Below are 14,840 nucleotides of genomic sequence, written 5' to 3'. Positions count from 1 at the left end.
ATCTCCTTAACCTCCAATAAACACCTAATGTTTCCAGTTTACTAGAAATTAAATAATTTTGGCGAAAGTGTAAAAAACTGTTTAGCAGAAACTGTCAACTTTATTCTAGCGTTTACAAAAGATTAGTTGTAACAAGTAATGATATATTGATTACGCCAGAACAATTGTATAGAAGTTTTTCTTATATAGGTAAAGATGTTGAAGAAAATATAACTGTCCTAAAACCTATGAAAGATGCAGTTAGTGAATATGAGTTGCAGCTTGTAGAAAAAGCATTGAATTTATGTAAAAACAAAGAAGAGGCTGCAGGTAAATTAGGAATAAGTCTTTCTAGTCTAACAAGGAGAATGCGAAAGATAAAACAAAGCAAAAAAGATGTCAAAATTGACTTCTCATAAAGTGTTGATATTTATATTGTTTGGATGTAAGCGTTATCAAAATGGTATTTTATTAGGTCAAAATTGATTTATGTAAAATTGAAGATCCAATATAAAAGCGTGCTGTAGTAGTTGGCACGCTTTTTGCTTTATTAATAAATACAATCAACTTTTCGGATTGTAATCGTTAACGGGTAGGGAGGAGTGAATTATTTGATTGGTTGACTTGATATATCCGCACTAATTTGGCAAAGAAATTTATGAATAAGAATCCATGCAAGTGTAAATGAGATTTCGTAGTTCTGTTTTGAATGAGTACCTAATTGAGAGTTGTAATTTCAGGTGAATGGTAGGAGATTGTTTTTATTTCACATTTAAAGGGGGAAATGTATGACTACAAATGTAACGGAACGAATGGAACTACAATCATCTCCAGAGGTTATTGATGAATCAAATGCCAAAATTGGGAAGCTTGAATTAACAGGGTACGGAATTGGAACTATTGGCTATGTAATGGGATTCAATATTGTCCTAGGATTTCTTACTTATTATTATACAGACATCATTGGTCTTTCTGCCGCGTTTATCGGTACGGTAATGTTAGTTGGTAGAATTTAGGATGGTGTGACTGACATTGGAATGGGTTATTTAATTGATAGAACAAATACAAAGCATGGTAAAGCAAGGCCGTACTTATTATGGCTAGGTATACCATATGCGCTCACAACGCTAGCGATCTTTACCGTTCCAGATATTGGAACAACTGGTAAACAAATATATGTTTTAACAGCCTATATGCTATTTATCCTTTTATACACAGGTATTTCGATTTCTTTCAAATCTTTACTTGGACAAATTACTCAAAATGCACAATCGCGTTCTTCATTAGGTGTTAGTTTTGGTGTCGGTGCAGGTATTGCTGGGATTATTACAATGACTCTTTTGGAACCATTAGCATCAGCAATCGGTGGACAAAAAGGTTGGGTCATTATTATAGCTATCTTTGCTTTAATTTCAATTGTGACAATTTTTGCTGGATTTAAAACAACAAAAGAAAGAGTAAAAAATAGCATTGACAATGGAAAGAAAAAAACGCCTGTATTAGCAGAATTAAAATTATTATTCAAAAATAAATATTGGTTGTTAGTCTCATTTTTTGGACTTTCTCTTTACCTGTTATATGGATTGCAGGCAGCAGAAATTTATTATGCTCGTTACATCTTTGGAGACGCAAGTTACTACTCGTTTATAGCATTAGTTGCAACAGTAACAAGTATAGTGATTTTACCAATTATTACACCTTTCTTAAATCGATTTGGTAAGCAGAAAACGACGATTTTAGGAGCAGCTTTTATTATATTATCTGGACTAATTAAATTAATCGATCCTCATTCTTTAACGGTATTTTTAATCGGCGAAGGGTTTTTAGGATGTGGAATTGGAATTATAACAGGAACAATTTATGCAATGGTAAATGATACTGTTGATTTTGGTGAGTGGAAACATAAAGTTCGTAGTTTAGGTTTAGCGAATAGTAGTGTTAGTTTTGGGATGAAGGTAGGTACAGGTTTAGGTGGTGCATTAGTAGGGTGGCTTTTAGCTACAGGAGGTTATGTAGGAGGAGCAGATCAGCAAGCTGATTCTGCAATCCAAACAATTATTCAGTTAAATGTTCATTTCCATATTATTTTAGGAATTATTATGTTGGCGATTATTTTCTTCTATAAATTAGATAAAATTTATCCTCAAATAATTGGAGAGTTAAAAACAGTAAAAAAAAGTAAAACAGTGGAGGATAATGATTAATGAATTGATTCTACTAAACTATTTCTTCTTTCTTGGAAATTAAAATTTTAGGCTTTGATGGAACTTTTTAATCTGTTTGTATGAACATAGCTAGTGTTAATGCGCTTTGGGTTAGAAACATCGAAGCCTAAATTATACATCTGAAAAAGAGGAGGTTACAAGTGAAAAACAAAGTGATTGAATCTATCAATGAAATAAGGGAAGTATTTAGGGACAATCAAAAGATCTTAGCAGGGGGATTCGGTCTATCGGGATCCCCGCTAACGATAATAGATCAAATCATGGAATTGGATATAAAAAATCTTCATCTAGTAAGTAATAATTTGGGGGATGATGGCTTTGGGTTACATAAATTGTTTACTCAAGGTAAAGTCCAAAAGGTAATTGGTTCATATTTTACAATGAATAATGAGGCAGTAATGGCTTGGTCTGAAGGGACTTTAGATATTGAACTAATACCACAAGGTACATTAGCAGAAGCTATTCGTTGTGGTGGCGCAGGAATTGGTGGCTTCTATACAAAAACAGCTGTTGGAACAGAATTAGCTATTGGTAAGGAAGAACGAGAAATTGATGGAGAAAGATATATTTTTGAAAAAGCAATTAAAGGAGATATTGCGATAATCCGTGCAAAAACAGCTGATCTACTAGGTAATTTAACATACCATAGGACTGCTAGAAATTTTAATCCGATTATGGCAACCGCTGCGGATATTGTAATAGTAGAAGTAGATGAAATTGTTGAAATAGGTGAGTTAGATCCGGAAACGATTATTACACCACATGTATACGTAGATTATATCATTCAAACGAAGTATACAAAGGTCGGTGAATCTTATGTCAAATCTTGATGTACGTAATGTAATAGCTAAGCGAATCGCACAGGAATTAAAAGATAGGCAAGTTGTAAATTTAGGCATCGGCATCCCAACGTTAGTAATCTCATACTTGGAAGACAAGGAGGTGTATCTTCAGTCTGAAAACGGATTACTTGGAATGGGACCTCCTCCATTAGAGGATGAAATAGATGCAGACTTGGTTTCCGCGGGAAAAGAGCCGATCACGTTAAAAAAAGGAGCTACTCTTTTCGATAGTGCAAATTCCTTTGTGATGATTCGGGGTGGGCACATTGATGTTGCTGTATTAGGCGTTTTACAAGTTAGTATAAAAGGTGAAATTGCAAATTGGGCAATTCCTAATCAACCAATTTTAGGTGTAGGTGGAGCTATGGATTTAATTGCTGGCGCAAAAAAGGTGATATGCGCTGGGACGTTATTCACAAAGAATGGGGAAGCGAAATTAGTAAAAGAATTGCAATATCCAATTAGTGGCCTTCGACAAATCGATTTATTTATTACGGAATATGCTGTTTTCGCTTTTGAAAATGGAGAAGTCATAATTAAAGAAATTATCGGTGATCTCACTTTTGAACAACTAAAGGAAAGATTAAATATTCCACTTCGTCAAGAAATAACCAATATATATATGAACTAAAAGTACAAATTCTTTGTTTTAATATGTAAAAAATATCCATAAATACCACTACCTTGAATTAAATAGATTTATTTCTGGTAGCAAATTTAACTTAATCAATAGTGAAATCAAATTTGACTTAACCAATAGAAACATGTTTTTATGCAGTTTCCTTTACTTAATACTTCCAAATAAATGAAATGAATAAGTATCAACAAAGTCAAAATTGACAAAAAAATGATTTAGGGGATTTTGAAAACCCAGTAAAATAAAGATTTTTGAGGTTGGCACAATTTTTGCTATATAAACTTTATAACAGCCTAAATGGTTATAGGGTTAAAAATTAATAAGGTGGATTTAAAAAGGAATGTTGGAAAGCGCTTACTTATAGGTGAAATGACATACTTAAGTTTTACTCAATTTTGACCATCAAAAAAGGGGGTAGATGAGTTGCAAATCGGAGAGATTAAAAAAATCTGTGTTGTTGGCGCTGGAAATATGGGACACCAAATCGCGCTCTTGGCAGCAATTTCAGGATTTGAAGTTTGATGTACAGATATCAATCAAGTTACTTTAAATAAGGCGCAAGAATTTGCTTATGAATATTTAGATGGAAGAGTAAAAAAAGATAAATTAAGTAGAGAACAAGCTGACACAGCACTTGAAAATTTATCTTTTACTACGAGTTTACAAGAGGCAGCTGGTGATGCGGATTTTGTTATTGAAGCTGCAATTGAAAAACTCGACATTAAGCGGGCACTTTTTGCTGAATTAGATCAAATTGCACCACCTCATGCAATTCTTGCAACGAATAGCTCAGCTATCGTTAGTTCAAAACTAGCAGATGTCACGAATCGGCCAGAAAAAGTTTGTAATATGCACTTCTTCAACCCAGCTTTGGTTATGCAGTTAGTAGAGGTAGTACAAGGTCCACATACATCTGAAGAAACAGCTCAATTAACTATGGAACTTAGTAAAAAGTTTAATAAGTTGGGAGTTTTATTAAAGAAAGAAATTAATGGGTTCTTAGTTAATCGAATTTTAGATGTGATAATGAATGAAGCTTTATTTTTAGCAGATATAGGAATTGCTACACCAGAAGAAATTGATTTAGCTGTCGTTCACGGGTTAGGGCATCCGATGGGACCATATAAATTAATGGACTTAGTAGGGATTGATTTGTCTTATATTGGCGCAATGGAATATTACCAAGAAACACGGGATCCTAAAGATAAACCATCTCCATTGATTGTTGAGAAGTATATTAAGGGAGAGTATGGTATGAAAACGAAAAAAGGATTTTATACTTACGAATAAAATTTTTCGAAGTTAATAGAAAAGTAGATTGAAAAATTGGTGAGGTGACAAATGTATGGCACAAGACCAAAGGAAAGTAAAGTTAGAGAAAGAAGATAATATAGCCTTTATCACGATTGAAAATGGTCCATTTAATCTGCTAAGTGATGAAGTTTTTCAACAGTTAGATGAAACGTGTGACTTGATTTCTAATGATCCAGAAATTCTAGTAGTTATTTTAACTGGTAGTGGTGATCGAGCGTTCATGGCTGGTGCTGATATTAAAGAATTTCCAGAAGGTGTAGAAGTAACTTATGAACTCCTATATAAACAGAATCTCGAAGCGCATGCAATCTTTAATAAATTTGATTTTTTAAATAAACCGACCATCGCAGCTGTCAACGGAATAGCATTTGGTGGCGGTTGTAAGCTGTCTTTACTATGCGATATTCGTATTGCAGAAGAACAAGCGTTGTTTAGTTTACCTGAAGTGAAACTTGGCATTTTTCCAGGAGCAGGTGGTACGCAGCGATTACCACGATTAATCGGAGAAGCAAAAGCGAAAGAATTGATGTTTACGGGTGCAAAAATAACTGCTCAAGAAGCAAAGGAGATTGGCCTTGTCAATAACGTAGTTTCACAAGGAGAATCATTAGCTGCAGCGAAGGAAATGGCTCAAACCATTGCGAGATATTCACTTCCATCACTACAGTACATTAAACAAGCGGTTGATCAGGGGATCGAATTGAGTCTAGAAGAAGGCCTGAAAGTTGAGGCGGATTTATTTGCAAAAGTCCAATTGACAAAAGATATGGAAGAGGGAGTACGCGCTTTTTTAGAGAAGCGAAAACCAAATTTCCAACATCAATAATGTGTTGTATCAAAATTCCTTACTAAATTGATTACGGAGGTAATGAAAATGGCGGAATTTATGTATTCAAGTAGAGAGCACAAGTTTATTCTTAAGGAATGGCTAGATTCTGAAAAAATATTAAATTTCGATAGTTTTAAAGATACTTTCGATTTAGATGATATTGATATGATTTTAGATCAAGCTTTATTGGCTGCAAAGGAAGTGGCAGCTCCAGTAAATATTGATGCAGACAGAATTGGCTGTGAATTAAAAGATGGTAAAGTGACGACCCCACCGTCTTTCAAAAAACTTTATAAATTCATGTGTGAAAATGGATATGGTCCAAGCTTACATGATCCGGATGATGAGAATAGACTACCTGAAATTATTAAGTATGCGGTACTAGAATATTTTGGAGCTGCTATTCCATCATTCGATTACCCTGGTATGTCAGGAGGAGTTGCTCGACTTATTCATAGTTTTGGAACGGAAAACCAGAAAAAAGTGTTTCTACCTAAAATGTATTCAGGTGAATGGGGAGGCACTATGGCACTGACAGAGCCTCACTGTGGTTCAGATGTAGGGGAAATTACTTCAACTGCCTATCCAACTGACACACCAGGTGTTTATAAGATTAAGGGAACAAAATGTTTTATTACAGCAGGTGATCACGATCTGACAGACAATATCGTCCACCTAATGCTAGCAAGAATTGAAGGCGCTGCACCTGGTACTAAAGGAATTTCCTTGTTTATCGTACCTAAAATCTGGGTGAATGAAGATGGTAGTTTAGGAGAACCAAATGATGTGCTTTCTGTGGGTTTAGAGCACAAGTTGGGTATGAAAGGCTCTGCTACAGTTATGCTTGATTTTGGTAGTGAAGATATTTGTCGAGGTTATTTAGTAGGTAACCCACCTGATGAAAATAATAGAGCAGAAGGCATGGCACAAATGTTCCAGATGATGAATGAAGCACGACAAGGTGTTGGTAGTGGCGCTGTGAATATTGCTCAAGCAGCCTACAATTATTCACTACAGTATGCCAAAGAGCGTATTCAAGGGAAAGCAATCACAAATCCACGAGGACCTAGAGTTCGTATTGTAGAACATGAAGATGTCAGACGAATGCTAATGTTCCAAAAATCTATTATTGAAGCTTGTCGTGCCATGGTATTTAAAACAGCTTATTTACTAGATTTAATTAATGATAGTCCGGATAAAGAAGAGAAAAAATGGGCTGATGGATTGGTAGGAATTAACACACCAATTATAAAAGCGTATCCGACTGATATGGTTTGGCAAACTGTTGCTGAAGCCATTCAAATACATGGTGGTTATGGATTTATTGAAGAGTATCCAGTTGCTCAATATGCAAGAGACAGTAAAATTTTATCTTTATATGAAGGTACAAATTTCATTCAATCTTTAGATTTAGTAGGAAGAAAATGGAGTCAAAATAATGGGCAATTATTTGTAAGCTGGTTAGAAGAAATTAATGAAACAATCGGGAAAAACAAGAATTTGGAAGGTTTTGAACGAGAATATGAAATCATGACAAAAGCGAAGGATTCTTATAGACAAATGTTAAATGAATTTACTTCAAAAATACAGGAAGACATTCGTCTTATGACACTATTTTCTACTCGTATTTTACATGCTACAGCGATGCTATGGGGAGGTTCACTGTTATTAGAACATGCAGCGATTGCGGTAGAGAAGTTAAAGGAATTAAATTCAAATCATGCTGACTACTCATTCTACAACGGAAAAGTACATTCAGCTAAATTCTATATTCGAAACATTGTACCAGATCTATTTAAAATTTGCGAAGTAATAAAAGATGGTGATACATCTACACTAGATATTCCAGAGGAAGCATTTTAGGTAATAGTTAATTAGATAAATAGAATAGAGTTTCTGACAATGTAACGGAAATAATGGGTAGCGGATCTATATTTTATACGCGATATGCTAAAAATAGTGCATTTGTAGTAAGTAATTGAAGTTTTGTAGAGGAGGTTTATCGGATGACGCTTACAAGGGATTGGCAAGAAGTTTATCAATCGAAACTTACTACTGAAGCTGAAGCTGCAAAATTAATAATGCCAGGGGAAAGAATTTGTCTTATTGCAGCAGATAATATTATCGAAGAGGTTGGTAAACGACTTCCGGAGCTTGGTTTTACTACATTTATCGGAAACTTTGTTGCGTATGAATATGAGTTTTTAAGAGATTCAAAATATAAAGATTTCTTTAAAATGTATGAGATTTTTCCAACTGAAATTGCAAGGTCTTGTACTAACTCGGCCAATTTTGAAATAATCCCTCATCATTTAGGGCAGTTTGAATATCTTATTCACAATCATTTAAAGCCAGATGTATTATTAGTAGAATGTTCAGCACCTGATGCTAATGGATACATGACGCTTGGAGCAGCGGATGCGAGTGTGGTTGCTCACGTTGCTTCAAAAATTATAGTACAAGTCAATAATCAACTACCATACATTGGTGGTGAAACAAACTTACTGCATGTTTCTAAAGTTGATGCAATTGTTGAAATCAACCGAGATCTATATGAGGAACCAGAAAAACCAATTACAGATATAGAAAAAAAAATCGCAAGCCATATCGTTGGTCGAATTAAAGACGGTTCAACAATTCAACTTGGTATTGGTGGATTATCGAATGCGATTGGTTATTTTTTAGAAGATAAAAAGGACTTAGGAATCCATACAGAGATCTTTACAAATTCAATGATGCATTTAGTGAAATTGGGTGTTGTTACGAATAGAAGGAAAACATTACATCCTGGAAAAATCGTTTTTAATGGACTATTAGGGACACGAGCTCTTTATGAGTTTGTCGATAATAATCCAATGATTGCTCAACTACCAGTTTCATATGTTAATAATCCTTATGTCATTGCAAAAAATGATAATTTTGTTTCTATTAATAATGCATTAATGGTGGATTTGACGGGTCAAGTTGGTTCAGAATCAATTGGGTTTAGTCAATATAGTAATACAGGCGGGCAAGTGGAATATACGCGTGGTGCAGCGTTATCTAAAAATGGTCAGTCTTTTATTTGTTTAAAATCTACGGCGAAAACTAAGAATGGTTTAGTTTCACGAATAGTAACTAGTTTCCCACCAGGACAGGTGGTAACGACAACTCGTACAGATGTACAAAATATTGTGACTGAATACGGTGTTGCTGAATTAAGAGGAAAAAGTATTCAAGAACGTACGAAAGCAATGATTAATATTGCACATCCAGATTTTCGTGAACAATTAACATTTGAAGCAAAACAAGCGGGACTTTTATAATAAAATAATTTTTTGTTCCTATCAGTGAGTTTTAAAGGTTTTATTATAGAAATAAAATACAGAAAATTCCGACTAATTATAAAGGATGGTGTTACATTAAATGAATGAAGTGGTAATCGTAAGCGCGGCCAGAACACCTATTGCAAAGGAAAGAGGGGCTTTAGCAAGTCTAACACCTGATATTTTTGCAGCAGAAACAATTAAAGAGGCTGTAAAAAGAAGTGGATTAGAAGATTTAGAAGCAATTGATGAAGTCGTATTTGGTCATGCAATGGGCTATCAAATTGGGTGTATGGCAAAGTATGCTACTTTAAAAGCAGGCTTACCTGCATCAATCCCTGGCTTAACAGTCGAAAGACAATGTGGTTCAGGGTCATCTGCTATCAATGTGGCAGCAGCAAATATTTTAGCGGGCTTTGGTGATATTTATGTAGCCGGTGGAGTCGAAAGTATGACGCGAGCACCATTTATTATGGAAAGGACAGAACATGCATTTCCGAGAGTACCACCTACTGTAAAATATGATCAAGCGTTAGCACCAGTAGAGATTGGTGATCCACCAATGGGAATTACTGCTGAAACGTTAGTTAAACAATATAATATTAGTAGAGAAGATCAAGATGAGTTTGCTTATCTTAGTCAGATGAAGGCAGAGAACGCGATTAAAGAAGGACGCTTCAAAGAACAAATCGTACCGATTACAATACCTCAGAAAAAAGGAGACGCAATCGTCTTTGATACAGATGAGCATCCTCGTTTTGGAATAACACAGGAAAAGCTAAGTAAGCTTGGACCGGTATTTAAAGAGGATGGTACTGTAACTGCTGGCAATTCATCAGGTATTAATGATGGAGCTGGTGCGGTCATGCTGATGAGTAAAAATAAAGCAGATGAACTAAATATACAGCCGTTAGTAAAAGTTGTTGCAGTAGGGCATGCAGGGGTTGACCCGAATATTATGGGAATTGGACCAGTTCCTGCTGTAAGAAAGGCTTTGGATAAAGCTGGATTAACTCTTGATGATATCGATATCATAGAATTAAACGAAGCGTTTGCAGGACAATCGATTGCTTGTTGTATTGAGTTAGGAATTGATTGGCGTGATAATGAACGGTTTAACCCGAATGGTGGCGCGATTGCTTTAGGCCATCCTATTGCTGGAAGCCTTGCTATCCTTGTGGTCAAAGCAATATATGAGTTAAAGCGAACAGGGAAAAAATATGCACTAATTACTGCATGCTGCGGTGGAGGTCAAGGAGTAGCTACGATTATTGAGAATGTATAATCCCTAAAATAAATCGTCCCTTTTAGTAATATGAAAAATGCTTGTGCAAATTTAAAACCCCCATAAATTTGCACAGCTTGATTATACTCCCCCTTTCAATTTAAATATGTAACCCCCACAAATTTCAATATTTGTGGGGGTTATTGTTGTTAATTATGTTTGTGAAACGCTTCAACCATAAATGGACCAAGTATGTTAATCTAACTATGAATCACAGTTGCACTTTCATACTCTTTGTACTGCTCGACTTACCGCCACCAAACTTTAAACAAGGTTTTGACGGTTCGAATTTTGTTACTTCCTTTTCAACACAACTTGCTCCGCTACCTTTACCAGTTCAACTGGTGAAACAGGTTCTACTACCAGTTGTTGCCCCGGCGCTGTAAAATCCAAATCCATATCGTTTTTCTTCACTGGAACAGCTGGTAGCATGATTGTCGGCTTCTTTTTCTTCATATTAAATTGCCATTCTCATTTTCATCCTTATCAGTCTCCTCGAACAAGCCAAGCTCCTGTTCAAGTACTTTAATTACATCCAAGAACAACTGATGTGTTATACGACTATGCATAACGTTATCTGTAATGCCTGTTACATCCCGAGCTTTTAATCTCTCTAAATGCTTCAAAAAATATGTGAGAAATCCTTGGTATTAAGTGGAATGACATTGACTTTACTAAAAAACTCTTTCAGTTGATAGGTCATTAGTTCACATTACTAATATAGGTTATGTATTAAGGTTGATTTTGGTTAGAGCGTCATCTTATGGTAGCCCCTGTCTAAACATCAACTTAGTGTTCTATTTACTAATGTAACCAAGTCCTACTATACGCATGAACAACGTTTTTCATATTGAAACGACATGTCTATTATTCAAATAATAACGTTGTAAAGCAGGGGTTCCCCTGCTAAAATTGAGGACAAGAATTACATGGAATTAATGATTTTTCTATTTTGATATATCGAGTAAAACCCTTATGTATCAATGGTTGTTGAGCGTAATGTATGTCATTACTTCTAAGCCACCAGCGACTATTGAGTGAGGATAATACGAACTGTCAAACATATGCCAGAAAACCCTAGGAAATCAATGGATTTCCGGGACTTGAATTATTACGTTGCACGACCCTGCAACACGAAAGGCAACAATAATATAATTTATTCAAGAAGAACATTCCGAAAGGAGGTTTTTGTATGTTTATTGAAGATTTACAGCAACAAAAGATAGAGTGGAGAAAAAAAGGTTGGGCAATTCCCGACATTAGAGGTAGCAAACAAGATTGGTACAATCTTATAAAAGAACTTATAAGGTTAGTTGCTGATAATTTAGCCACAGATTTAGATTCATATCCAGACATAAATGGCGTATCAGAAACTTACACTTGGCGTTCTTATGCATCTTTTTTGAAAAGTATGGGGCTAGTCAGTAATCGAGCCGGGATTTTGAGCTTAACTGAAACAGGCTGTTCATTTTATAATAATTCATCAAAAAGACATTTGGCCGATTTAATTCAAGATAAAGTTCGTCTTTTTGGCGAAGTATTAGTGTTTTTACAGACAGAAGCCAAAAGAATTGAAGAGGTTGACAAGCAATTATGTGAAACTTTTTGCTTGAGTTGGGCTAATCTCAGCAATACTAGACGTAGAATGGATTGGCTTGAAGTTCTTGGTTTGATACAAGACGTAGGCAATCGAAAATGGGGATTAACATCTGAAGGTGAAAGTGCTATCAACGATTGGCGACTTGTGACGGCAGATGTTTTAGATTTACTTGAGTCTGAATCAAAGGATATTGTTATTGCAGAACCTCCTGAAGAGATTGCTTCACTTTTACAGCATTTGTTTGATATTCCTGATGATCACAAAAAGCGCAGTACATATAACATTTGGGTGCCTAGTCCGAACCGAATCAATAATTTAAGGATTATTGTTCAATTTGCGCTTGAACGTGTCTCTAGAGCAGATTTATTTAAATTCATTGAGGATGAATTTAGTTTAAAAACGAGCAGCGTTGAGTCTATGTTGCCTTTTTTAAAAGCTGCCGGGCTTTTAGAAGAAGTTGGCCGCAACGTTTATATTGCGACATCACAAGCAAAGCGTGGTGCGAAACCGGAAATGATTTGGATTTCATAAGGATTCTCCACTGCCATATGCGCTTTGTAGGGGAAATGATTCAAGCTGCCGAAAATGATTCGATTCGAAATGATATTTATGCACAAGCAAAAAACTATGGACTCAATACGGAAAAAGCTAGATGGATTGCTGGCTTTTTGCTTGAAGCAGGTTTGTTGGAAGAACCACGATATCTGCACTTGAAAGCGACCTCATTGGGCAAACAGTTTGTTTCCCGCTTGCCATTGTTTAATGAGGTATTGAACATCGAAGATGAAACAGATGTGGATGAATCAAAGGAACCAGTTGTTGCTACAGAGCCTGAGCGAACATTGGCTGATGAATTATTTGATCGATTAGGTGAATCTTCAAAGGACCCTATGGCATTTGGAAAAGCTTCAGGGGTGGCTTTTGAAGAGTCTATTGCCGAAACATTCTGTTACATGGGCTTCGATGCTAAACGTATTGGTGGTGCTGGCGATACAGATGTAATTATTCGGTGGAAAGATAGTGAAGGAAAAAATATAATTGCTATTGCTGACGGGAAATCTAAGAGTTCGGGAACTGTATCTCATAGCGATATAAGTGATGTTGCAATTGATATGCATAAAGAAAAAAATAATGCAGACTATGTTGCTATCGTTGGTGCTAGTTTTAGTGGCGATACAATACGAAATCATGCCCGCAAGAAAAAGTTTGCTCTTATCACAGTTGAAGAATTAATTGAAGTGGCTCGTAGTTCCCATGCCTTGGGATTATCATTAGATGAAATAGCATATATTTTTCAAGTTCCAGATGGGCTTTCAAAACTCGATGGAATTATGGAAGCAAAAAGGCGACAGATGGATATTATTACGCTTGTAATTTCTCAGTTTAGACAGGAACAAGAACTTTTGGGTAATCTTTCTCCGCGTGATTTATACCTTTTGCTTAGGGCAACTACTATTTCTCCCACTTTGGAAGAATTGATGGATGTTTTTCATATTCTTTCAAAACATGAAATAGGCATACTTGTTCTAGTAAGCAAAGCATCTGCATCCGAGAACTCAACCTATATGTTAGCCCATGGAAAAAGTGCCGTGAATAGATTACGGGCGATTGTTACTGCCATAGAAAGTGGATTGTAAAACATCAACTTCACCTGCAAAGATTGAGTAGAAATAATATGGATGAATATTATAGTGTAAATACGCTATAAATAAAGTCATATCAACGGTTTAGCTGATGTCGATTCTGAATTTTTTTAGTATCACGTGAAACTATTTATATGTTTCTTTAAATCCTCTTTTGGTTAGTTTTAACAGACTAACTGAAAGGGGATTTTTTATTTTCGATAAATTACACGAACTGATTTATGACTTCAGCTTGAATCAGCAAAAACAAGGTAGGAAAGTATATAGAACTTTGCAACAACCGTCTGAACTTTCAGGAAGACTTTGTGGAATCTGAATATAGCATTACCGAACTAGAACAAGTAGAACAGATTCACATTAAGCAATTTATTAGACACTGTTAGCAAGTTGCGTTGAAAGCAATTATAATTAACGGTAATATTGCAACGCTAAGGGTGTTCTTTAACGAAATAGTAGATGGTTGGCTTGATGAAATGTCAAACCCAATATTTAATTAGTTAATAAAACGACTCATGTTCAACGATCATTAGCGTATATTCCACAAAAAGGTTATGTTTTAACATTAATTAAGATACAAAAATCAAATCGCATTGTCCCAATTTCAGATTGGTCGTGAAAGAATTAAAGGAATATTGCACACAACAGGAGTCCTTTAAAGAGAAACACAATGAACTTTATCAGGATGAGGATTTAGTTATATGTACAGAAACTGGTTCGAAACAAGATCCACGAAATGTGTTACGCGTTATGAAGCGCCTGATTACTGCAAATTGAAGGTTTTGTAAAGAAAATATAGTAAAAAGTATAAGTCCAAAACATTGTTATATCAATGTTTTCGGACTTATTAAAAAGTTAGAAACAAAAAGAAAAGTGGCTGTGACCCCCACCTTTTCGAGAATGGTATGTCATATTGGTGAACCCCAGCAGAATCATTTGTTACCAAAGATTAAAGGAGTGTCCAAATCTGGATACTCCTAACAATTTAAAGATTCTCATTCTGCTGCTTAATCTCATCACCGGTGATGGCAATATTCGCTTCTTCCAGTTTCTTATTTTTGTTCACTGAGTTTTCTAGTATGCTTCTTACATTCATTTCGTTTTCAACGGTGATTTGTTTCTTTTTTGGGGCGGTTGTAAGATATTTATCGTCCTTTTCCACTGACATCACTCCTTAAAAAAAG

Annotated in this window: 15 protein-coding genes and 1 pseudogene; 13 read left to right on the top strand and 3 right to left on the bottom strand. The window is 35.4% G+C overall.

The window, feature by feature from the left end; genetic code table 11:
- Positions 1–146 precede the first annotated feature (146 nt).
- The 11 genes and pseudogenes from D8M03_RS12510 (at position 147) to D8M03_RS12465 (ending at position 10,416) form a co-directional block, all read left to right on the top strand.
- Positions 147–398 (top strand): helix-turn-helix domain-containing protein, encoded by a 252-nt coding sequence (locus D8M03_RS12510; protein WP_121215144.1) that lies wholly within the window; start codon positions 147–149, stop codon positions 396–398.
- A 369-nt stretch (positions 399–767) separates the two neighbouring features.
- Positions 768–995, top strand: a complete 228-nt coding sequence (locus D8M03_RS12505; RefSeq protein ID WP_121215143.1) for an MFS transporter — start codon at positions 768–770, stop codon at positions 993–995.
- 6 nt (positions 996–1,001) lie between these two features.
- A complete protein-coding gene (locus tag D8M03_RS12500) occupies positions 1,002–2,183 on the top strand; it encodes a glycoside-pentoside-hexuronide (GPH):cation symporter (RefSeq protein ID WP_147404823.1) in 1,182 nt (393 codons plus the stop codon).
- 161 nt (positions 2,184–2,344) lie between these two features.
- Positions 2,345–3,034: a CoA transferase subunit A gene (locus D8M03_RS12495; protein WP_121215140.1), complete on the top strand. Its 690-nt coding sequence runs from the start codon at positions 2,345–2,347 to the stop codon at positions 3,032–3,034.
- The gene (locus tag D8M03_RS12490) at positions 3,021–3,677 is read left to right on the top strand and encodes a 3-oxoacid CoA-transferase subunit B (RefSeq protein WP_121215138.1); all 657 of its coding nucleotides are present in this window, start codon (positions 3,021–3,023) and stop codon (positions 3,675–3,677) included. The genes D8M03_RS12495 and D8M03_RS12490 overlap by 14 nt, the downstream gene beginning before the upstream one ends.
- Before the next feature lie 429 nt (positions 3,678–4,106).
- Positions 4,107–4,652, top strand: a pseudogene (locus D8M03_RS18050) (3-hydroxyacyl-CoA dehydrogenase family protein); the annotation flags it as partial.
- Positions 4,647–4,973, top strand: coding sequence for a 3-hydroxyacyl-CoA dehydrogenase family protein (locus D8M03_RS18045; RefSeq protein WP_342768811.1), 327 nt, complete (start codon positions 4,647–4,649; stop codon positions 4,971–4,973). The pseudogene D8M03_RS18050 and the gene D8M03_RS18045, both read left to right, overlap by 6 nt.
- A 55-nt stretch (positions 4,974–5,028) precedes the next feature.
- Positions 5,029–5,823 carry an enoyl-CoA hydratase/isomerase family protein gene (locus D8M03_RS12480; protein ID WP_121215137.1) on the top strand — a complete coding sequence of 265 codons (795 nt, stop codon included), beginning with the start codon at positions 5,029–5,031 and terminating at the stop codon, positions 5,821–5,823.
- 48 nt (positions 5,824–5,871) lie between these two features.
- Entirely contained in the window at positions 5,872–7,689 is a 1,818-nt protein-coding gene (locus D8M03_RS12475) for an acyl-CoA dehydrogenase family protein (RefSeq protein ID WP_121215136.1), read from the top strand.
- Positions 7,690–7,832: 143 nt separating this feature from the next.
- A complete protein-coding gene (locus D8M03_RS12470; protein WP_121215135.1) occupies positions 7,833–9,131 on the top strand; it encodes an acetyl-CoA hydrolase/transferase family protein in 1,299 nt (432 codons plus the stop codon).
- A gap of 100 nt (positions 9,132–9,231) precedes the next feature.
- Positions 9,232–10,416: a thiolase family protein gene (locus D8M03_RS12465; RefSeq protein WP_121215133.1), complete on the top strand. Its 1,185-nt coding sequence runs from the start codon at positions 9,232–9,234 to the stop codon at positions 10,414–10,416.
- Between the two features lie 294 nt (positions 10,417–10,710).
- On the opposite strand, the gene D8M03_RS17755 is transcribed toward D8M03_RS12465, so the two are convergent.
- Positions 10,711–10,872: a hypothetical protein gene (locus tag D8M03_RS17755; RefSeq protein WP_170148444.1), complete on the bottom strand. Its 162-nt coding sequence runs from the start codon at positions 10,870–10,872 to the stop codon at positions 10,711–10,713.
- On the bottom strand, positions 10,869–11,042 hold the full coding sequence (locus D8M03_RS17750; RefSeq protein ID WP_170148443.1) for a hypothetical protein: 174 nt from the start codon (positions 11,040–11,042) through the stop codon (positions 10,869–10,871). The genes D8M03_RS17755 and D8M03_RS17750 overlap by 4 nt, the downstream gene beginning before the upstream one ends.
- Before the next feature lie 566 nt (positions 11,043–11,608).
- Between D8M03_RS17750 and D8M03_RS12460 the strand changes: the two genes are divergently transcribed.
- Both D8M03_RS12460 and D8M03_RS12455 read left to right on the top strand, forming a co-directional pair.
- Positions 11,609–12,547 carry a hypothetical protein gene (locus tag D8M03_RS12460; protein WP_121215132.1) on the top strand — a complete coding sequence of 313 codons (939 nt, stop codon included), beginning with the start codon at positions 11,609–11,611 and terminating at the stop codon, positions 12,545–12,547.
- A 35-nt stretch (positions 12,548–12,582) separates the two neighbouring features.
- Complete coding sequence (locus D8M03_RS12455) at positions 12,583–13,653, top strand: restriction endonuclease (protein ID WP_147404822.1); 1,071 nt, start codon at positions 12,583–12,585, stop codon at positions 13,651–13,653.
- Between the two features lie 988 nt (positions 13,654–14,641).
- On the opposite strand, the gene D8M03_RS17745 is transcribed toward D8M03_RS12455, so the two are convergent.
- Positions 14,642–14,824, bottom strand: a complete 183-nt coding sequence (locus D8M03_RS17745) for a hypothetical protein (RefSeq protein WP_245987583.1) — start codon at positions 14,822–14,824, stop codon at positions 14,642–14,644.
- Positions 14,825–14,840 lie beyond the last annotated feature (16 nt).

Origin of the sequence: Ureibacillus endophyticus, from assembly GCF_003628435.1 — a bacterium.
GTDB classification, from domain to species: Bacteria; Bacillota; Bacilli; order Bacillales_A; family Planococcaceae; genus Ureibacillus; species Ureibacillus endophyticus.
The sequence above is the reverse complement of the archived record's forward strand: the minus strand, read 5'-3'. Positions and strand labels throughout refer to the sequence as shown.

Excerpts from the sequence above, each read along its gene's own strand:
- D8M03_RS12505 (WP_121215143.1), top strand. The coding sequence starts at position 768 with ATGACTACAAATGTAACGGAACGAATGGAACTACAATCATCTCCAGAG.
- D8M03_RS12490 (WP_121215138.1), top strand. The coding sequence starts at position 3,021 with ATGTCAAATCTTGATGTACGTAATGTAATAGCTAAGCGAATCGCACAG.
- D8M03_RS12470 (WP_121215135.1), top strand. The coding sequence starts at position 7,833 with ATGACGCTTACAAGGGATTGGCAAGAAGTTTATCAATCGAAACTTACT.
- D8M03_RS12455 (WP_147404822.1), top strand. The coding sequence starts at position 12,583 with ATGATTCAAGCTGCCGAAAATGATTCGATTCGAAATGATATTTATGCA.
- D8M03_RS12480 (WP_121215137.1), top strand. The coding sequence starts at position 5,029 with ATGGCACAAGACCAAAGGAAAGTAAAGTTAGAGAAAGAAGATAATATA.
- D8M03_RS12475 (WP_121215136.1), top strand. The coding sequence starts at position 5,872 with ATGGCGGAATTTATGTATTCAAGTAGAGAGCACAAGTTTATTCTTAAG.
- D8M03_RS12465 (WP_121215133.1), top strand. The coding sequence starts at position 9,232 with ATGAATGAAGTGGTAATCGTAAGCGCGGCCAGAACACCTATTGCAAAG.
- D8M03_RS17755 (WP_170148444.1), bottom strand. The coding sequence starts at position 10,872 with ATGAAGAAAAAGAAGCCGACAATCATGCTACCAGCTGTTCCAGTGAAG.
- D8M03_RS17745 (WP_245987583.1), bottom strand. The coding sequence starts at position 14,824 with ATGTCAGTGGAAAAGGACGATAAATATCTTACAACCGCCCCAAAAAAG.
- D8M03_RS12460 (WP_121215132.1), top strand. The coding sequence starts at position 11,609 with ATGTTTATTGAAGATTTACAGCAACAAAAGATAGAGTGGAGAAAAAAA.